Origin of the sequence: Lysinibacillus sp. RS10, from assembly GCF_041956855.1 — a bacterium.
Classification (GTDB): domain Bacteria; phylum Bacillota; class Bacilli; order Bacillales_A; family Planococcaceae; genus Lysinibacillus; species Lysinibacillus xylanilyticus_A.
In genome coordinates this window covers 2,196,017-2,213,969 of the sequence record NZ_CP167122.1, presented here as the reverse complement: position 1 = coordinate 2,213,969, position 17,953 = coordinate 2,196,017, and the positions used below count along the sequence as shown (strand labels likewise).

The 17,953-nt window shown below is 34.1% G+C and carries 23 protein-coding genes; 10 read left to right on the top strand and 13 right to left on the bottom strand.

What is annotated here, in order from left to right:
- The first annotated feature begins 114 nt into the window (after positions 1-114).
- A complete protein-coding gene (locus ACB089_RS11390; RefSeq protein WP_374966496.1) occupies positions 115-663 on the top strand; it encodes a hypothetical protein in 549 nt (182 codons plus the stop codon).
- A 167-nt stretch (positions 664-830) separates the two neighbouring features.
- Here the strand turns inward: ACB089_RS11390 and ACB089_RS11385 are convergent, their stop codons facing one another.
- Positions 831-974, bottom strand: coding sequence for a hypothetical protein (locus ACB089_RS11385; protein ID WP_374966495.1), 144 nt, complete (start codon positions 972-974; stop codon positions 831-833).
- Positions 975-1,038: 64 nt separating this feature from the next.
- Between ACB089_RS11385 and ACB089_RS11380 the strand changes: the two genes are divergently transcribed.
- Positions 1,039-1,245, top strand: a complete 207-nt coding sequence (locus tag ACB089_RS11380; RefSeq protein ID WP_368634961.1) for a hypothetical protein — start codon at positions 1,039-1,041, stop codon at positions 1,243-1,245.
- A 158-nt stretch (positions 1,246-1,403) separates the two neighbouring features.
- A complete protein-coding gene (locus ACB089_RS11375; RefSeq protein ID WP_374966494.1) occupies positions 1,404-1,601 on the top strand; it encodes a hypothetical protein in 198 nt (65 codons plus the stop codon).
- Positions 1,602-1,637: 36 nt separating this feature from the next.
- Here the strand turns inward: ACB089_RS11375 and ACB089_RS11370 are convergent, their stop codons facing one another.
- The 4 genes from ACB089_RS11370 to ACB089_RS11355 form a co-directional block, all read right to left on the bottom strand.
- Positions 1,638-1,823 carry a hypothetical protein gene (locus ACB089_RS11370; protein WP_375122143.1) on the bottom strand — a complete coding sequence of 62 codons (186 nt, stop codon included), beginning with the start codon at positions 1,821-1,823 and terminating at the stop codon, positions 1,638-1,640.
- Between the two features lie 191 nt (positions 1,824-2,014).
- Positions 2,015-2,572, bottom strand: coding sequence for a helicase (locus ACB089_RS11365; RefSeq protein ID WP_374966492.1), 558 nt, complete (start codon positions 2,570-2,572; stop codon positions 2,015-2,017).
- A gap of 299 nt (positions 2,573-2,871) precedes the next feature.
- On the bottom strand, positions 2,872-3,732 hold the full coding sequence (locus tag ACB089_RS11360) for an alpha/beta fold hydrolase (protein WP_374966491.1): 861 nt from the start codon (positions 3,730-3,732) through the stop codon (positions 2,872-2,874).
- Positions 3,733-3,777: 45 nt separating this feature from the next.
- Complete coding sequence (locus ACB089_RS11355; protein WP_374966490.1) at positions 3,778-4,668, bottom strand: hypothetical protein; 891 nt, start codon at positions 4,666-4,668, stop codon at positions 3,778-3,780.
- A 303-nt stretch (positions 4,669-4,971) separates the two neighbouring features.
- On the opposite strand from ACB089_RS11355, the gene ACB089_RS11350 reads away from it, so the two are divergent.
- The gene (locus tag ACB089_RS11350) at positions 4,972-5,223 is read left to right on the top strand and encodes a hypothetical protein (RefSeq protein WP_374966489.1); all 252 of its coding nucleotides are present in this window, start codon (positions 4,972-4,974) and stop codon (positions 5,221-5,223) included.
- A 339-nt stretch (positions 5,224-5,562) separates the two neighbouring features.
- Here ACB089_RS11350 and ACB089_RS11345 read toward each other — a convergent pair whose 3' ends face one another.
- On the bottom strand, positions 5,563-6,042 hold the full coding sequence (locus tag ACB089_RS11345) for a GNAT family N-acetyltransferase (protein WP_374966488.1): 480 nt from the start codon (positions 6,040-6,042) through the stop codon (positions 5,563-5,565).
- Between the two features lie 649 nt (positions 6,043-6,691).
- Between ACB089_RS11345 and ACB089_RS11340 the strand changes: the two genes are divergently transcribed.
- Positions 6,692-6,916, top strand: a complete 225-nt coding sequence (locus tag ACB089_RS11340) for a hypothetical protein (RefSeq protein WP_374966487.1) — start codon at positions 6,692-6,694, stop codon at positions 6,914-6,916.
- A 290-nt stretch (positions 6,917-7,206) separates the two neighbouring features.
- Here ACB089_RS11340 and ACB089_RS11335 read toward each other — a convergent pair whose 3' ends face one another.
- Both ACB089_RS11335 and ACB089_RS11330 read right to left on the bottom strand, forming a co-directional pair.
- Positions 7,207-7,542: a hypothetical protein gene (locus tag ACB089_RS11335; protein WP_374966486.1), complete on the bottom strand. Its 336-nt coding sequence runs from the start codon at positions 7,540-7,542 to the stop codon at positions 7,207-7,209.
- A 334-nt stretch (positions 7,543-7,876) separates the two neighbouring features.
- On the bottom strand, positions 7,877-9,274 hold the full coding sequence (locus tag ACB089_RS11330) for an MFS transporter (RefSeq protein WP_374966485.1): 1,398 nt from the start codon (positions 9,272-9,274) through the stop codon (positions 7,877-7,879).
- A gap of 113 nt (positions 9,275-9,387) precedes the next feature.
- Here ACB089_RS11330 and ACB089_RS11325 point away from each other — a divergent pair, with 113 nt between their 5' ends.
- The gene (locus ACB089_RS11325; RefSeq protein ID WP_374966484.1) at positions 9,388-10,275 is read left to right on the top strand and encodes a LysR family transcriptional regulator; all 888 of its coding nucleotides are present in this window, start codon (positions 9,388-9,390) and stop codon (positions 10,273-10,275) included.
- Positions 10,276-10,975: 700 nt separating this feature from the next.
- Here the strand turns inward: ACB089_RS11325 and ACB089_RS11320 are convergent.
- Entirely contained in the window at positions 10,976-11,239 is a 264-nt protein-coding gene (locus ACB089_RS11320) for a hypothetical protein (RefSeq protein ID WP_374966483.1), read from the bottom strand.
- 297 nt (positions 11,240-11,536) lie between these two features.
- Here ACB089_RS11320 and ACB089_RS11315 point away from each other — a divergent pair, with 297 nt between their 5' ends.
- Both ACB089_RS11315 and ACB089_RS11310 read left to right on the top strand, forming a co-directional pair.
- Complete coding sequence (locus ACB089_RS11315; protein ID WP_374966482.1) at positions 11,537-11,920, top strand: YmaF family protein; 384 nt, start codon at positions 11,537-11,539, stop codon at positions 11,918-11,920.
- Between the two features lie 737 nt (positions 11,921-12,657).
- Positions 12,658-12,849, top strand: a complete 192-nt coding sequence (locus tag ACB089_RS11310) for an SHOCT domain-containing protein (protein ID WP_374966481.1) — start codon at positions 12,658-12,660, stop codon at positions 12,847-12,849.
- 43 nt (positions 12,850-12,892) lie between these two features.
- On the opposite strand, the gene ACB089_RS11305 is transcribed toward ACB089_RS11310, so the two are convergent.
- The 4 genes from ACB089_RS11305 to ACB089_RS11290 all read right to left on the bottom strand — a co-directional run bounded on the left by ACB089_RS11305 (position 12,893) and on the right by ACB089_RS11290 (position 16,139).
- On the bottom strand, positions 12,893-13,093 hold the full coding sequence (locus ACB089_RS11305; protein ID WP_068984416.1) for a cold-shock protein: 201 nt from the start codon (positions 13,091-13,093) through the stop codon (positions 12,893-12,895).
- A gap of 308 nt (positions 13,094-13,401) precedes the next feature.
- Positions 13,402-14,607 carry an EAL-associated domain-containing protein gene (locus ACB089_RS11300; RefSeq protein WP_374966480.1) on the bottom strand — a complete coding sequence of 402 codons (1,206 nt, stop codon included), beginning with the start codon at positions 14,605-14,607 and terminating at the stop codon, positions 13,402-13,404.
- Positions 14,608-15,327: 720 nt separating this feature from the next.
- Positions 15,328-15,702, bottom strand: coding sequence for a DUF423 domain-containing protein (locus ACB089_RS11295; protein WP_374966479.1), 375 nt, complete (start codon positions 15,700-15,702; stop codon positions 15,328-15,330).
- Between the two features lie 11 nt (positions 15,703-15,713).
- Positions 15,714-16,139: a thioesterase family protein gene (locus tag ACB089_RS11290; protein ID WP_068984419.1), complete on the bottom strand. Its 426-nt coding sequence runs from the start codon at positions 16,137-16,139 to the stop codon at positions 15,714-15,716.
- 424 nt (positions 16,140-16,563) lie between these two features.
- Between ACB089_RS11290 and ACB089_RS11285 the strand changes: the two genes are divergently transcribed.
- Together ACB089_RS11285 and ACB089_RS11280 are read left to right on the top strand one after the other, a co-directional pair.
- Positions 16,564-17,124: a DUF5067 domain-containing protein gene (locus tag ACB089_RS11285; RefSeq protein ID WP_374966478.1), complete on the top strand. Its 561-nt coding sequence runs from the start codon at positions 16,564-16,566 to the stop codon at positions 17,122-17,124.
- 145 nt (positions 17,125-17,269) lie between these two features.
- Positions 17,270-17,869: an excalibur calcium-binding domain-containing protein gene (locus ACB089_RS11280; protein WP_374966477.1), complete on the top strand. Its 600-nt coding sequence runs from the start codon at positions 17,270-17,272 to the stop codon at positions 17,867-17,869.
- The last annotated feature ends 84 nt before the right edge of the window (positions 17,870-17,953 follow it).

The window sequence follows — 17,953 nt, the reverse complement described above, 5'->3', positions numbered from 1 at the left end:
TTGGGATAATTGTTTGGCTATTACCGATTGGAAATCTTTTGCGTTCTAATAAGCAAGTTCATAATAATGGGATAATAATTTGCATGTTGAGCTACAGCGCTTGTACGAGCTCTTATGGATACATCAGGAAGTACAGTTATTGCTGTAACCATTCTGCTCATCGGTCCGATTCTCTTAAATACTTTAACTATAATTGTACATCATAAAAAAGAAACATATATTCGTAAACGGAGTGAAAAAATGTACAGAAATAGCCGTTCCTACTTTATAGTTGCTTTAACAAATATAAGTATTGTTTGTTTAGCCCAATTTTTTTACCAGACACTACTTGAAGAATCAATAAATATAGCAATTTTTGAATTTTTGATTTTCCCTTTACTTTTTGTACTTATCAATTTTTTTCTTTGGTTTAGCCAATTCAAACTAGAATTTTATGAACACACATTATTCGCCTATCTAGCTTTCTTTGTTTACGTCATTGTATCTTCTATATTGAAATTAGTAATCATAGGACCTGCTCAAGAATTACCTCCGGGCGAAATCGTATTAGGGGCAGATTTGATATTGATTCTTGCCGTCACAATAATACAGTGTCTAATTTTACTGTTTTTAAATTTCATTTGTTATATAGGTTATCGAATCTTTGGTACTCGAAAAAAATAATAATAATTTCCAAATAAAGAATGATACGGGATCATTAATTTTCCTTAATATAGAAAGTAAATTACTGATAAACACCCTAATTCCTTTCTATCAGCAGCGAATAATTAATCATCAAGCTTTAACGAGCTGCACTTCAATCCTGCATATACTTATTTTTTTCAAACTTATTACTCAATTTGTACTTCCACCATCTCCACTTCGCCCTCTTTTGTTACTTTATCTGTCCCAGATTCATTATTCGTTTTATTTTCCCATTGCACATAATAAGCATTATTTTTTACCTCTACGGATACAAAATATTGTAACGGCAAATTTGTTAATTAGTTCCATCAATATGTGTTACTATTTTCATAAAATTCATTATGAGGTGATATTATGGAGAATGATAAATCAGTCTGCAAGGTTTGTGGTTACGACTCTTTTGCAACTGGTCAACTTGGTCATGGTAGTTTTACTACAGACAGTAATGTTAGGCCTATAGGATCTTTAATTGCTTCTGGGTCCCCCCTCATTTTGTCATTTTGCAAAAATTGTGGGGAAGTGACTTCAATCAAAGTTGCTAAGCCTGAAAAATTCAAATAGATCCTCAGTTTATTAGGGTCACTTTCAGCCTAGTGACCCTTTAATAGTTTCTTTTCACATATTGTGCAGTAATTAAATAAATCCACCGTTCTAAAAATTTTCTAATTATGTTATGCTTTAATATACGATAATACACACTTTAGGAGGTATCTATATATATGAAAACACATACTACAATTGGGAAATTCATTTATTGGATAGGCTTCATTATGTTTATAAGTGGACTTGGAACGTCACTCGGTCCATTTAGTTACAATTCATTTATTCCGAACAAATCTGTAGCACTACTATACATTTTTATAGGCATTGCTTTTTTGTTAACTTCAAACTTTTTTAAAAATAGAACTAATCGATAACCAAATATTTTTAATTGCCATTAATCACACCTCCATTTAATAGGATGTCTTTACGAATGACAAATATTCGACCAGTGAGCCTAACAGTATCTGGCACCAATCAGTGACAAATAAATCATTTTGTCCACGAGTGTTTACGTCGCGTGGTTCTATAATAAATAATCGTTGCTTTCCACCGCTCCCATATTGAACAACCTCTAAACGTTCCTTTTTATCCTTCACCATATTCACCTAACTATTTTGTTTATTATATTTGATAGCATATCAATTCCACCTCTCACTAACCTCACCCGTTAGTTCAGAAAGTTCTATACTATCGGGTCTGGTAGTAAGGTTGTTTTAGATTTCACAATTTACATTTGTTCCTTTTGCTGCAACAACGCATTCATCTTATTCACATTTTCAAATTCATTTTACTTGTCCTGTAGTGTTTTTTCACAAAAGATAAAATGATCATTAGGGTTCCAAACGTGTAGATGATCAGCACGATATCCTCGAAGCCATAAAACACCGTTAATTCGTCTTAGGTAGAAGCCTTTTGGAAACTCATCATCTTCAGTTAGTATCTCTGATGCTATTGTGATGGAGCCTGATGGAGCTTGTTGTTGCTTTAAAGGATTTCCTGAATAACCCTCAAGCTGATCCAGATACTCCATCCTTAGGTGCGGTCCCAGCTCAAGTGGGCACAACTTCAGCCCAAGTTCATCAGCTCTTTTAAAGATTCGATCCGTATTAGCTCCATCAGGAAAGCCAAGGTTTCCAACAGTTAGTTCGACGGTCTGCAGGCTGTACTTCTTATTAGAAGTCGTAAATTTATCATCAGCAAATAACTTCTCTCCATACTCATTCATCAAAATAGAGTACTGTTGCAATTTCTGAATAAGCTGTGATTTAGTAAGTCCGCCCACTTCCACGATTCTGGTGATAAATGGACAATGAGGATATATTTTACCATCGTTTTCAAAGCGCAATTGTATTCACTCCTATCTAATTTGTTACTGAATTTGAAAAAACAATAAAGAAGATTATATTTAATCATTCTACAAAACCCATAATCCCCTTGTTCAACTAAACTGAAATGTTAGGAAGGAAGAAAACAGACTAAAAAGAAGCAACCTTTTGGCTACTTCATCATCTGAACTAAAATATTGTTTCTTACTTTAATAGAATATCGTTTAACATTAATGGTTACCCAAAATGATGAATTAATAGAATCGAATTTTATTTTACAGTCATCTATATAGTTTGTTCAGCTGGTGTACTTCATTAGTTACCCCTTAAGAAAATCAACAATCATTTTCTTTTCACGCTCTGGCAACATATGCATGTGTCCGCACCCTTTTAGCATATGAACTGTGATATTTGGTATGATTCTTTTTGCTCTTGGTAATACTTTTCTCGCGGGAAATAAACAATCTTTTTCTCCTGCCATAATAAGTGTCGGTGCTTTACACTGTTGCATTAATCTCTCATTCACATTGGATGGCATCCCTACTTTTGTTTTTACATGATCAAAACTATCTTTCACCATATCCAAAGTATCTTTATCAAGAACTTCTTCTTTAAGAGCCATAAATAAGGCCGTTTCTTTTATATATTTTTCTATCTTTGTTAGTTTATATTTGAGTAGTGGTATCATCATTTTCACAGTACTGATTGGAAAGGCATTATTAATACCTGAAGGCACAATTAATACGGATTTTTCTATCTTCTCCGGTGCGATACACATCAGTTTTGCCAAAACTCCGCCTCCAAACGAAACCCCAAAACAAGCTATTTTATCAAATCCAAGTCCTATAATAACGTCACTTGCCCACTTTCCATAATCATAATTTTTAGGAGAGAGACTTACTTCATCGCTTTTTCCAGGGTGACCAATAATATCAACCGCATAGATGTGAAAATCCTTAAGCAGGAATCTATACATTAATAAATTATAGGCAGTTGTACTATTCCCGCCATGAAATACTAGCAATGGTTCACCTGATAGATTGCCAGTTTCAATGATATGCGTTCTTCCAAAACGAGTATGAACGTAAACATCTTTACATGAATAATCCAATTTATTCAATTGAGCATCATAAAGCTTTAAAGACATCTCTCTTCCCGATTTTGTTTTGTATATACTCATCTGGTCCTCTCCCTCCTACTATTGAATATTGCAGCTTTTTTAAAATCAATCTTTTCTTTTTACATCTAACTGTGTTAAATCAGATTTTTCACCTAAAAGATATGCTGTGATCATGTCCTTACTTAGAATCATACAGTTTACATATTCATAGATCCCAATATTAGAATTTCTTGAATTCCCATGTGAAGCGGCGTTATTCCGAAGTCTAACTAATTTACCGCAATAATCAACCTCCCTCTCCAATTTTAAAAAAAGGAGGGTATTTTTAATTTTTCTTCGTTGCGTTACTATTCCTTCTAACATCGGAACTATCAAGTTATTAATATCATGATCTTTTCCTTCCTCTTTAAATTTTTCATCAAATAATTCCTTGAGTAAATTAGGCATTACTGAAGATATGGCATCATTAAAATCTTTTTGATGATGATTTTTGTAAACATTATTAGAAATTAATTTAATAGGTTTGTATACAGATAAAAATGCTTCTTCATACAACTCAAGTTCTGATAACTTTAAAGAGCGAGAATAATAATGGAGAGATTTTTTGATAAGTTTTTGTTTCTTAGATTCCATCTCAAATAACAGAGTTAGAGCATCATTTATTTTAATTATGTTTTTGTTTTTAGTTTCGTTAGAATGGACCCATTTAGTCATTGGTAAATTTTCCGTTTCTGAGATCATATAACTGGTAGTAATAGTTAAATCTATATTGCACATAAAATTTAATAAATCTATCATAAAACGTATATCTTTACTCGCTTTTTCTTTATCTTCTACATCTACATAAATAGATAAAGTATTTATAGAACCTGAACGATTAGTACTCCATTCACTTAGTAGATAAAAATTATGTATTTTAAACAAATTATTACGAGGTAACTTAATTAAAATCTTATTATCGCTTAAATCTTCTAATTTTAATGTTGTGACAAACATTTTTATCCTCCCCCCAATTTTTTAATATAAAAAATTAAAAAATCTAACCTCTCAGAACCAATGGTAGATTTTGTATTAAATAGTTTTAAGGTTAATCATATGCTCTACAATAATGTTCCTACTATTACGTGATCTAGATTTGATTTTTCTTAATATCCTCATATTGTGCAGTACTTTAGCCAACCCAGAAAAATCCCCAATATTTAGATGTTGAAAATTTTCTACACCTAAATTAGGATATCTAAGTACATGATTAATTAAAAAAACATTTTCACAAATAATTTAAACTAAGGCGTTGATGATATGTTAGATTTTGTTTCAGATCTTTTATCTGGAATCCTTTTTAATGGTAGTACAACTTTAGATACTAATAAAATCGATAAAAATATAGAAAAATTACAACATTATAATTGGTTTAATGAAATTTATCATGATGATAAGTATCGCAAATTATTTTTTGCAAATCGTAACGTCAGAAATTACCTTCAAAATAATTTTCGTGTTAAAAAATTATTAAGAAAACGCAGGCTCAAAAGAGATTCATATATTTTTTAAATAAACAATTGAAGTAAATGTTGCCCTAGCCATTTTTGTTGCTGCACATTTTCTTTCATATGCGTAAAAATACACTGTTCCTGGCGCTACTACCTCATCCTAATCCCTCAAGCTTACGTCTTATAAGCGATTCACCTTCAATCTCTACAGTGTCACAAAGATATTCTACTAGATACAAATATTTACTTGCGCCCTTTGATACATATTAGTAAGATAATTTCCAAGGTTTGATGCAAAACTGTCCGAAAAACATAAACCAGAGTTAATCTACAAAATGTAGAATCAACTCTGGTGACAATGCTAGTAAAAATTACCGTTACTTTTATGGGTGTTCTAATATTATTTTATTAATTGTCTCATGATAATTTCTTCGCCGATGCGTCCTATCAGCCTCTCATTTGTATCTTCAAATCCTACTTTTAAATATAGTTTTTGTGCTGGTATATTATCTTTGTCTACAACTAAAACAAGTTCATCGCAATTAGGGAATTCTGTTTTAACAAACTTAACTAGTAATGTCATGCCTTGTTTTGCGTAACCTTTTCCTTGCTCTGTATGATTAATTGATAGTGCAGTTAATAACAAAGCGTTCAAATTATTAGAGTATTTCTTTACTCTTTCATTTGAATTTAAGAGAAAGAAACCAACGGGTGTATTATCACTTAAAATAACAATACGATACTGTCCTTCAGTAACTTCCTCAAATTTGCTTGGAAGTGAAGAAAATTGTTTTTGTTCTTCTGTAAGTACAAAAGTGTTCAATTCTTCAATATATTCATTTGAAAAATGCTTTAATTCAACTCTTTTCAATTTTTCCATATGATATTTCTCCATTCATATTTTCTATACTTTACCATTTAATTAGGTTTTGGTCATTTATTTTTTGAAATATCTAAATATAAATTATCAACGTTTTTGTTTACTTCTTGAATTACTGAAAAAATAAATCTTTCTCTACTGCACATTTTCTTTCGATTAATCACAATGCAATGTTACTGCCACCTGGCTCTTTTCCGTCTCTTCTCGCCCTTTTTCAATATTTTCTAAAATTGTATCAAGTACTACCCACATTTCATTTGAGTGGTTGGATCAAGGTCTTTGTTTTATGGCTTAATATCGAGTAATTTCTTGGTTTCCCTTCCAAAGCTGTACTTTGGAAAGCTTCATCTGTTTACTGCGCAATTGCTTAAAAAGCATTTGGCAATCGGCTTTTCTATATGTTCTTTAATCTCTTCACCACACGTTGTGGATGACATTTGTTAAGCTATATGCCTTGGATATAAGTTAGAACGGAAATCAACCACACGTAATAATGATGAGCCGTTCTTTAACTTTGTTATCCATTACCAGAAAACTAGTGTTCATATTTGTTCCTCCTTCATATTGTCTTTCCGTTATTTCGAATCTTTATCAATCAAGCACCAATACAATCCAAATACATATAATGCAATTGAAAGGAGTGACAAACATGCCTTGGCAATATAAAATTAGATTTTTATTAGGTCAGCCAGTTGGCGTTTCCTTTACAAACGGTCAAGGAACTTCTGGAGTATTGTGTGGTGTTTCTGGTGGAAAACTACAAGTAATGGAGTACTTATATCAAAGTCAATTTGCATTAAAACAATATGACTTTCGGATGATTAACGATATTAACGGGTTCCCATCTTGTCATATGCAACAACCGTTATATTAGCCGAATATAAATCATAAGGCTGAAGCTTAAGCATCTCAAATACGATATAAATCTTGGTGTGCGGAATCAAAAGAAAGAATATGATAGTGAAAAAGAAGAGGACAGATTACGTATTATTACCGCAAATCTAAAACCAATAAGTAGAGTTACATTGTGAAAATGTTCAATGCCATAAAAAAGCATCAAAGCGAAAGCTTTCTGCCCATATATTGAGACACACTTTTTCTAAGCATTTGATTATGACAAACTTTACATGAAAATAAAAAACACTCAGCTCTCTTAATAAGTGGCTAAGTGCTCATTTCATTATATTCTTGAATGGCTTCCTGAATCAGTTTATTCGCTTCAACCATTTCATCATCGTTAATTACATCATCTTGAATAGCTTCGTTCAAAATGTATTTCATTCTCTCAATAGTATATAATTTCGAAAATTTACGGTACTTTTGCATCGAATAACCTTCTCTTGCAAAATCAATCCATTCTGGAACAACATCTATAGTAAATCGGTATTCAAATAGATTTTCAACGTATAGCTCTGGTAATTCTAAATTCATAAGTTCTTTCTTCATTTTATCATTTCCTCCGTATAAACTACATACCATAATATCTAGCAATCGCAACATTTACATCAGCTTCATAGAGCGAGTGCTTTAAACATAATCATCAATGCCATCAACACCTTGAATACTTTGGTAAAATCGTCAGTGAAATGGGCTTAGCGTTGAAATCCGCATTTTCCAGACGCTATTCTTTGAATAACGTGTTCCGTCCGTTTTTGACCTCATTTCCAAGGATATTCGCGGCGAAAGTTTGCGCTCTCGCCTTCCACTTCTGGATGATTTTCTCTCCTTAGAGTGGTTTATCCTTTTGCGTTTCCTGCCAAGCTCGATTCCATGCGGACCATTCCTTGATATCAACAGTTGTCATAACACTCAACTCTTTTTTTTATTTTTTGTTTTACTTACTTGTACTCAGTTCATCCAATTGCTCTGAATATCTGAGCCGCAGACTTATAAATACTAAGACCAATGCAATGACCGTTAGGAAAACTCCAAGCAAACGAAATCCTGTATAGTTGAACTCACCTCCCATGATGATGCCTGTCAACAGTGAAGATAAAATTGTTCCCAAGTATCTCGAGGTATTAAATAGGCCAGATGCTACACCAACAATTTCTTTTGGAGAGCTATTAAACAAAGCCGCCTGCATACCAACAGCGTTTAGCCCGTTGCTAAAACCGAATGCAGCTAACGCCAGGCACACACTGATGACCGGTGAATTTTGCGTCCATGTCACGATCCACACTGAACCAACTACCATCAGTAATGAGGATACGATCAATGCTGGTCTGGGTCCCGATTTACCGACCCATTTCCCGGCTATCGGCGAAGCTATGATCGAGCTCAAGCCCAAGGTTAACATAAGAATACCTGTCTGGAATTCGCTGACATGACGCACCATTTGTAGGTATGATGGAATCCCGAAAAAGAGTGCATAATAAAGCAAGTTAACGAGCATGTATTGTATATTGACCCAAGTCATCGCCGGATATTTAGCGAAAGTGTGCAAAGGAATAAAGGGCGACACCGTTTTTAACTCATGTCGTACGAATATCCCCAACGCAACGAGGCCGATTATCCCAACAACGATATTCCACATAGAGAAATCTCCGGATGATTTCGCTGACAGCAAGCTAACTAGAAGGGCAATCAGTCCCACCGCAAAGAGCAGAATTCCTGACACATCAATCACACCCAATAATTTTCGAAGCGACATGTCACGTGAAACCGATGCTATCGGCTCGTCGTTAGGAATCATTTTCCAAGCTAAAAGAAAGCTCGCCACTACAAACGGAATATTGACGATGAAGATCGCTTGCCAGTCCCACCACTGAATAAGTACTCCTCCTGCAAAAGGTCCTATAGCTGCAGCACCGGATAGGAAAATCGATAATCCTGCCAACGCATCTGCTTGCTTTTCTGTAATATGAATGCGTACAATTGCTGTTCCAACTGCAATCAGCATACTAGTTCCGATTGATTGCACGATTCGGGATACGATAAGCCATCCAAAATTCGGAGAAAATGGAGCCAGAATAGAAGAAATCAAAGATACAACAAGACCAGCCAGAAATATCTTCCTCCGACCAAATAAATCGCTAGCCTTCCCCATTACAGGTTGGGCGATAGCACTAGCAATATAAAAAGAAAATACAATCCAGGAAACAGCGGTAAAATCAATGCGATACACATGTTGCAACCTGGCAATAGCGACAGAAATCATCGATGAATTTAAAGGGTTTAATAATATTCCTAGTCCAACGGATATCATTAACCACTTGCTGGAAGAATTCATTTTTATCCTCCCTTATATTAGTTACATTGATATCTTACTTGAAATTCAACATTCATTCCAACGCATTTCAAGTTATGATATCATTGACCAAAAGGAATGATTGGAGAGAAAAAATGGAACTTCTTCAACTACAATATTTTCTAGCGGTAGCTCGATTAGAGCATGTAACCGAAGCTGCACGAAGTCTCCACGTTACGCAATCATCGCTAAGCAAAACGATTCAACGCCTGGAAGAAGATTTGGGGGTACCTTTATTTGATCGAACAGGAAGGAAACTGCGATTGAATGAGTTTGGTAACAAATTCCTTCGTCGCGCGGAAAGGGCTTTGTTTGAGTTGGAACAAGGGAAGCAGGAGATTAGCGATTTGTCCAGCGCAGAATTTGGCACACTCAAGTTGGCGGTAACCACCGCAAGCACATTGCCCCAGATTCTGCGAGAGTTTCGTAAAAAACGCCCTAATATCCAATTTCATGTGCAAATGCTGACCACACTGGAAATGGTCACGCTTTTACATCGAGGTGAAGTCGATTTTTGCTTGTCGTCCCCTCCTATCCAAGGGGAAGACATCGAATGTCAAGTTGTCTTCGTTGATCCCATTCTTGTAGCTGTTCCTATTGGGCATCGGCTAGCAGACCGAAGTAGCGTAACTTTGACTGAACTAAAGGATGAATGCTTTGTCGGTGTAAAGAGAGGCTACGGCACTCGCGATTTAGTGGACTCTGTATGTAAATCGGCCGGATTTGACCTTAAATATGTGTATGAGGGCGATGAACCTACACGGCTGATCAATCTTGTAGAAGCTGGAATTGGACTTGCTTTCATACCAAGCACAGCAAAGATGTCATGGGAAAAAGTTAAATACCTGCAAGTTGAGAATCACGAACTTGTACGCGATATCGCTTTATTATGGCATAAAAGTCGGTACATGACGCAAGCTTCTTTGGAATTCCGCGAGGTCGTTCTAGACTATTTTGAAACAATATCGAACCAGTCCGATTAATATTACAGCATGATTCATACTGATTGAATTGGTTATTATGTGGGTTGAGCACAATAATTTCAACGGTAAAATTTTGTACAACAACGAAATTAGAACTTTGAGATTTTATGAGAAGAATGGTTAGAAGAAGAACACAACCAAAGTGGAAGTTGAAATGTTCAAAAAGGTTCGCTTCATCAGCCATTAAATGAATCACTTTATTTACCCAAATTTGGGGTGCAATATGGGGTGCAAATATAATTCGCACCCCTGAAACCTTGATATATAAGCATTTATAAGACTATCAAAATATACTGTGTTCATAAATGCGTTATTAATTATTAAAGTTTATTAATTTTAAAGAATGAGGACAAATAGCTTTTTTTAATATTACAGCACAATTTAACGACATTCAATAATGGTATTAAAGATAAATGAATTGAGGTACTGTAATTTTTATTGTTTTCTACCCCACTTAAATGAAACTTTTTAGTAAATAAACTGGGCAGGTGTAAGTTTCTTTTCTTAAATAATCACTTATTTAATACCTTAAATTATTAAATAAAATTAAGTAAAAGTCACTCATTATTTTCCGAATGAGTGACTTTTTTAATGTCCGTTAGTGACCACCTTAAAATCGATACTGACAACACTTGCCAACCCAATTGTTAGATTTTTGGTCTAACGATTGGGGTGCAGTTCATAATGGGTGAGGTTTTTTTCATATAAAACTATTCATCGCTTCTTTTGTCTCAATAGAATACGACTCTTCCTCATGCATTATTGGCTCATTTCTGTCTATTCTTATCTCGTTGCCTGAACCACGTTTCACATCTTCCTCAATCAATCTTTTTACACACTTACTAAAATTTCCTATTTTTTCAGTTAGTGTGGTTATTTTTTCTGCATTTTTTAATAGTGCAAGCTCATGTTGATCTGTGATGTTAAAGCTAACAGGTTTGATCTTCCTACCTTCGTTACTCATCTAACCAGTTATAAATGTTTGATTTTTCGTTGCTATTGCCATCACCAATTACAAACTCAAATTCCTTTTCAGCTAATTCTTTTACAATTTCTTTAAACTGTCTCCTCCTCTTTGTAATAACCAAACTTTTTTAGCGGAATAGTCAATTACTAGAATCAAAAAAAGAACACTTGTACCTACTTTGATTAGCGGGCGACAACTAACAACTTTTAGTATCATTATTTTCCCTTTTAATCATAAATACTTTCCCTGTCGAGTAGTATATTCCGTAGTCTAATTTAAGGAGGGCTCTATTTAATGAATAAAGAGTTAAATGAAAAAGAAAAGCTCAATAAAGAAGAACCTTCAAACAAGAAAAAAGCTTCAGAAGAGTCAGTACAAACACATGTTCATGAATTCTTGGCAAGTACCAAATTAGCTGAAGAAGGAGATGACAGGCATAATCATCGTTTTGCAGGAGTTACAAGTGAAGTAATTCCTAAGGGGAATAGTCATATACATGTAATTATGGTTAATACTGATTTTTTAGATCATCATCATGAGGTTGCAATAGAAACAGGTCCTGCTATCCGTGTTAGCGAGAATAAACATGTACACTTTGTCAAAGGTATTACTACACTTGATGATGGGCATGTACATCAACTAGAATTTGCTACATTAATTCAAAAGCCTCTCGTATAAAAGGTATAAAAAAGCTGATTTTTTGTATGTTCAGAAACCGACTTTTTAATTTCTCTTGTTCATACAATTACCCTCTCGTAATATAACCGCATCCTGTCTTTTTACATCGATACTTGTGTAAAAGAATATGAGAATAGGTGATTTCTATGCTTTTCAATACAGTAGAAAAAAATCAGACAATCCATAATATATATTCATACCTTTGCCAACCCACCTTTGAAAATTTTTAAGGCTCCATTTTCAAAGGTGGGTTATGCTCTCTCTATAATTGGTGATGGCTCCGTTCTCAGGACATAGCTTAAATTTTTTTCTCTGGTAATAACTTTACCGCCTGATCCGCATGCATCTATGACATAGATTTGAACTTCTGGATTAAGTGTTTTAGTAATTTCATTATATCAATCTTCTATTGAACGTTTTATTTGGTGTAACCAGATAGTAGTAGTTTCAAGCTCTCACAGACAAAGCCTGGTACTATCTAAATCCCAGTAAATTATCAGGTAGCCTGAAACATTTAAATTAATCAAATTGGAACGCGTTTGGAACGCGTTTGGAACGCGTTGAAAATAGCCAGAAGAGTGCGTTTGACATCGCAGGATGATCTTTAATCGGTAGTACGTTTGGTAATGTAGGAACTATTGCTGGTGCAACGGGGGCTAATATTGGAAAGGATAAATCTGTAGCTACTCTTTTCCTAAAGCGTGAAAACAAAGATAAAGTACCATTAGTTACTAAATGTGATAAAAAGGATCTCGAAGAAGCTTTCACTTTTAATAGTTGCTGAAGAAGAAACAGAAGCTATTCAACCCGTAGCACAAAATCAAATTAGCGCAGCTGATGAAATATTAAAATTCAAGAAGTTACTTGACGATGGGATACTTACTAAAGAGGAATTTGATGCTAAAATGAAACAGCTATTAGGAATATAAAATGGAAAACCACTCTACTAAGAGTGGTTTTCTTCATTAAAAATTATAGTTTTACGATGTTTGCAGCTTGTGGTCCACGTTGGCCTTCTTCTACTGAGAATTCAACTTTTTGACCTTCTTCAAGTGATTTGAATCCGTCACCTTGGATAGCTGAGAAGTGAGCGAATACATCATTTCCGCCTTCCATTTCGATGAAACCAAAACCTTTGTCTGCGTTAAACCATTTCACTGTACCTTGTGCCATTTTTAAATGACCTCCATTAATTGTATTAAATAAAATCATATTACTACAAAAGAAAAAAATTCACATCTTACAAAAAGTATCTAACAAAACACGATTACTCTTTGTAATATGTGAATTCATTGTTCCCTTGTAAACGATTCTATTACATCAATTATATGTTAAAAAATCATATTTGTCTAGTGTAAAAGCGAATTTATTAACTATCAACTAAGCTAAATGACCATCAACAATTTTCAAATTTGAGGTACAGAGTGGGGTACAAATTAAATTTGCACCCCTGAAACCTTGATATATAAGCATTTATAAGTCTATCTAAATATACTGTGTTCATAAAGGTAATCATAGGAAAGATCGACGAACAAATACTCATGCTCATTGATAGCAATTGAAAACGTTCTCGTAATTTCCCCTGTCTCAATATCTCGATACAGCTCTGAAATTTCCCCGCTTTGATCGTTGCGCATTTTAATGATGGTTTGTAGGAAATATGGACGCCAACTCCAGTTTTTCTTAATGGCACTAGGCTGCAATTCCCACTGTCCATCAATACGCATTACGTTTGGAGATAGTTGGAAGCCATCTTCATTACAAATATACAACCTGAATGAATAACTATCCAACAGCTTAGCTAAATGCTCTAAATGTGAAATGTTATCACTAGAAGGCTTAATACGATGAACAATTGCTTCTAGCTCCTCCCGCAGTTTTTTCAGTTGAAAATATTGCGCCTCTAATATTTTCTTTTCAGTGGTAATAAATTGCTGGCACTCCTCTTTAAAGCGCTCCTTTAAAATATCTTTCTCAACAAATGTCAGTGCAGGATTTGCTAAGTATCGTCCTTGATAGAAGCGCCCTCCATTTTTCCAGGCAAACTGTAATTGATAAACAGTTTCGATTCCTTCAAATAAGAGGTTTGCGCCAATTTTATAAGCTAGACTACCTATTGCTGATATCATATCCGACTGAGCAGACCACGAATCATAATTTAAATCTCGAATATTAACCTTTAAAATTTGTGGGGATAATAGAGCAATATGTTCTAAATGACTCTCCGCTCCCACTTCTTGCACGGCAATTTTCACACCAAAAGTCGTAAAGTAACGTAGTGCATGATGCAACTTATTAATGTCACCTAAAAAACGGTGTTCAGAAACAACTAACACAATACGATGTAACTCTTCTTCACTTATATATTGTTGAATAATATTAAAGTGACTTTCGCCGAAATCCTGCATCAGTACGTTCGGATTACTTGGAATATAAATATCAAATTCCGGTGCAATTTCTTCTATTCTTGCTAATGCAGAATGTAGAATTTTATGTTCCATGTCAATACGGTACTCTTCTGGAATATCTTCATTATTTACAAAATCTTTTAAATTAATTTGTTGACCTTCAATTTGTAACTGTCCGGAAATTTCGTAGGCAATCACCGTATGCGCATCCGCGCTAAATATAGGTTGAAAATACCCATGTATTTGATCTAAATTTGTTAACACTTCAATTGCGTCCATTGTCGAAACCCCCATACATGAATAACGCCATAACTGTTATTCAAGAATAGCATTACATTCACAGCTCATTTCATAAAAAAAGCTCTCTGACTGTATAATAATTCGTTTATGGTAAATTCGCAACTTCACTTGGCATAATTTGATGGAAATAACTGTTCTGAATTTTCAGACAAAAATCACCAAACTGTTTTTAAAACGAGGTAGCTACCAATTCATTTTTACAATAAGGGATCCTAAAAAAATTACTTTATTAAGTTTCTAATACATTAAATCGTCAACTTATGTCAAATTACATTTTGCTGAAAATATCACACTAAATGACTTTTATGCTAAATTGACCATCCCTCTAAAATAAGGATCACTGTTTCTCATATACTGCTGTGTAAAAAATGTAAAAATTTCTTTATCACTATAACTTATGCAACTAACCGCAACGAATGCCGTGATAATTAGAGTTATTCATCCAATTTACTTATATTTTCAGTCGTTCGCCCATTTATTCAAATTAATTGAGCTATTGTCGCTTTAACTTCTTTTCATGATCAATATGGCTCGGTATAATTGCGTCAGGATTCGTCTTTCAGCCATTCTAACACGATGCGGGAAATTAAGGGATCTCCACAAGCTTCATGTCTTTCAAACAACATGCAAAAAAACGAGGTCATACCATCTGCTAGTATACCTCGTTTAATTTTGTTTAGATCGATATTTAATTGTTTCTTAAGCAAATGCTGAAATAGCAACTAGCACCCAGGCAACGATAAATAACATACCGCCGATTGGTGTAATCGCTCCAAGCTTTTTCACGCCTGTAACAGCTAAAACATATAAACTACCAGAGAAAAACACAATACCACCAAACATTAAATAACCTGCCCAAGAAAGCATACTAGATGCTCCTAAAAGGGCGTCACTAGATAAAATACCCAGTCCCAATAAACCTAATGAGTGATACATATGATATTGTACCGCAGTTTCCCAAATGGCTGCATACTGTGGTGACGCAAATTTATCTTTAAGTGCATGTGCCCCAAAAGCGCCTAGCACAACACCAAGACAAGCCATAATAGCCCCTAAAGCTAATAACATTTCCATATATACGTCTCCTATTTCGTCTCACATGCGATTTCTTTATATTTTGCATCCCATGCTGGATCAATTTTACTCAGGGATACCGGACGTAACGTATCTTTATGCGCTAAAATATGTACGGACTGAGCAGTCGCAGCTATTGTGCCATCTTCATGTAAAATTTCATAGCCATATGTTGTACGTAAACGATCATGTTTTTCCACCCATGTACGCACAGTTGCTACTTGACCATAATGCATAGCTGCCTTATAAGAAATGGATAAATCCATCACTGGTGAAACATAACCATCTTTTTCTAACGCTGCATACTCAAAGCCTGCATCATTTACTAACTGTGAACGACCAATCTCCATCCAAATGATGTAGTTGGCATGATACACCACGCCCATTTGGTCAGTCTCAGCATATCGAATTTCAATTTGTTTCTCACTAACAAACATTTTCTTCACCTCGTCCTTCATTATAGCGTAAAAATATTGATTTGGCGGTTTTTTGCTCTATGGAATTTTGTGAGGTGAAAAACAATGGTTCGATTAAGTGTGATGATTATTGATAAAACAAATTTATTATATGTTTATCTCTATTCCATATAAACTCGTATAAAATCTTTTAATTGGGGTACTGTGGGGTACCATTATTTTTAACATAAAATACAACAGCATCGAGCAGGTACAATACTATAAATATATAATCATTTAAAAATCACTCATTTTTTTCGAATGAGTGATTTTTATGTCCATTTCTATTATCTGAGAACAACGAACTGTCCATTAAATTAGTGGATACCCAAAAAATACAATACTTACCAATATTGATATAATTTTATTGATGCAAATATACACATTAAAGGAGACTACTTTACAAATGAAGAAAAAATTGATTTTTAGCGCAGCACTAGTACTATCGCTTGGATTAGCTGGGTGTGGCGCAGATACAACAAAGGAAGAAAAACCAAAAGAAGAAACTACTGCATCTACTGGTGAAAAAGATACAGCTAAAGAAACAAAAAGTGAAGATGTTTATTTCAAAGACAATGAAGTAAAAAGAGGAGATTTAAAAATAAACATCACTGAAACAAAAGTAATTCCTGTGGGTGAAAAAGGTAACGAACGTGGTGAAACACCAGTATTTGCAATCTGGTATAGTGTAACCAACCAAAGCGACAAAGAGATAGATCCAGGGTTGGCATGGCAATCTACATTTACTGCAATTCAAGGTGATCCAAACGCTGATAACAAATTAGGAGTTGGTTATTTACCTGATGACAGATTCATAGAAACAGTGTCAGAAAATATCAAAAAAGATGAAACTGTAGAAAACGCCATTGCATATGACCTCGAAGATTTGGAAACACCTGTAACATTAGTAGCTATACAAGGTTACGAAGGTAAAGAATTAGGAAAAAAAGAATTCGCTATAAAATAATAATATAGAAGAAAGTCACTCATTATTTTTCAAATGAGTGACTTTTTTTATTCTCCTTGATTTCTTGTTTAATATTTACAAATCACAGCTTACATATTTGATATAATTACCATTGTTATACATAATTTTCCAGGAGGTAGCAGTAATGCAAACTAAGTTTTGGACTATTTTCTTTTTAATCATCTTCTTTCCAGTTGGTTTATTTTTAATGTGGAAAAATAAACACTTCACAAAAGCAACACGCGTAATCATAACGTTATTTTTCCTAATTTTAATCCTACTTTCATCTTGTTGTAATGGTGTAAGTAGTGTTCAGAAGGAAGAATTGATAAAGAAAGAACAAAAATTAAATGATAAAGAAATAGAATTACAAAAATTCGAGAAAGAACTTCATGAAAAAGAAAAAGAATTAGATAAAAAAGTAGAAGAGTATGAGAAAAAAATTAAAGAAGAAAATAAAAAATTAGAAGAACAAGAAAACGAGCGCAAAAAACAAGAGGAGTTGAAGAAACAAGAAGAATTAAAGAAACAAGAGGAATTAAGAAAACAAGAAGAGCAAAAAAGACTTGAAGAAAGTCAGAAACAAGAAACTATACAACAATCAAACAACGCACCACAAAAAAGTTATAATTTTAAAAATTGTAGTGAAGCTAAAGCCGCTGGATTCTCTAATATCAGAAAAGGAGATCCTGCATATTCATCTAAACTAGATAGAGACGGTGATGGATTAGCTTGTGATAAATAACTTCTAATAAATAACCAGGTACTCATTCGAGCACCTGGTTATTTGTTTATTACTTCGTAAACCTTATCAAAACAAAAACCTATA

Bases quoted from the DNA above. Each gene is read 5' to 3' on its own strand.
- ACB089_RS11325 (WP_374966484.1), top strand. From the start codon at position 9,388: ATGGAACTTCTTCAACTACAATATTTTCTAGCGGTAGCTCGATTAGAG.
- ACB089_RS11345 (WP_374966488.1), bottom strand. From the start codon at position 6,042: ATGGAAAAATTGAAAAGAGTTGAATTAAAGCATTTTTCAAATGAATAT.
- ACB089_RS11295 (WP_374966479.1), bottom strand. From the start codon at position 15,702: ATGGAAATGTTATTAGCTTTAGGGGCTATTATGGCTTGTCTTGGTGTT.
- ACB089_RS11305 (WP_068984416.1), bottom strand. From the start codon at position 13,093: ATGGCACAAGGTACAGTGAAATGGTTTAACGCAGACAAAGGTTTTGGT.
- ACB089_RS11315 (WP_374966482.1), top strand. From the start codon at position 11,537: ATGAATAAAGAGTTAAATGAAAAAGAAAAGCTCAATAAAGAAGAACCT.
- ACB089_RS11330 (WP_374966485.1), bottom strand. From the start codon at position 9,274: ATGAATTCTTCCAGCAAGTGGTTAATGATATCCGTTGGACTAGGAATA.
- ACB089_RS11380 (WP_368634961.1), top strand. From the start codon at position 1,039: ATGGAGAATGATAAATCAGTCTGCAAGGTTTGTGGTTACGACTCTTTT.
- ACB089_RS11290 (WP_068984419.1), bottom strand. From the start codon at position 16,139: ATGTTTGTTAGTGAGAAACAAATTGAAATTCGATATGCTGAGACTGAC.
- ACB089_RS11285 (WP_374966478.1), top strand. From the start codon at position 16,564: ATGAAGAAAAAATTGATTTTTAGCGCAGCACTAGTACTATCGCTTGGA.
- ACB089_RS11360 (WP_374966491.1), bottom strand. From the start codon at position 3,732: ATGAGTATATACAAAACAAAATCGGGAAGAGAGATGTCTTTAAAGCTT.
- ACB089_RS11350 (WP_374966489.1), top strand. From the start codon at position 4,972: ATGTTAGATTTTGTTTCAGATCTTTTATCTGGAATCCTTTTTAATGGT.
- ACB089_RS11300 (WP_374966480.1), bottom strand. From the start codon at position 14,607: ATGGACGCAATTGAAGTGTTAACAAATTTAGATCAAATACATGGGTAT.
- ACB089_RS11340 (WP_374966487.1), top strand. From the start codon at position 6,692: ATGCCTTGGCAATATAAAATTAGATTTTTATTAGGTCAGCCAGTTGGC.
- ACB089_RS11355 (WP_374966490.1), bottom strand. From the start codon at position 4,668: ATGTTTGTCACAACATTAAAATTAGAAGATTTAAGCGATAATAAGATT.
- ACB089_RS11280 (WP_374966477.1), top strand. From the start codon at position 17,270: ATGCAAACTAAGTTTTGGACTATTTTCTTTTTAATCATCTTCTTTCCA.
- ACB089_RS11320 (WP_374966483.1), bottom strand. From the start codon at position 11,239: ATGAGTAACGAAGGTAGGAAGATCAAACCTGTTAGCTTTAACATCACA.
- ACB089_RS11390 (WP_374966496.1), top strand. From the start codon at position 115: ATGGATACATCAGGAAGTACAGTTATTGCTGTAACCATTCTGCTCATC.
- ACB089_RS11335 (WP_374966486.1), bottom strand. From the start codon at position 7,542: ATGTTGCGATTGCTAGATATTATGGTATGTAGTTTATACGGAGGAAAT.
- ACB089_RS11375 (WP_374966494.1), top strand. From the start codon at position 1,404: ATGAAAACACATACTACAATTGGGAAATTCATTTATTGGATAGGCTTC.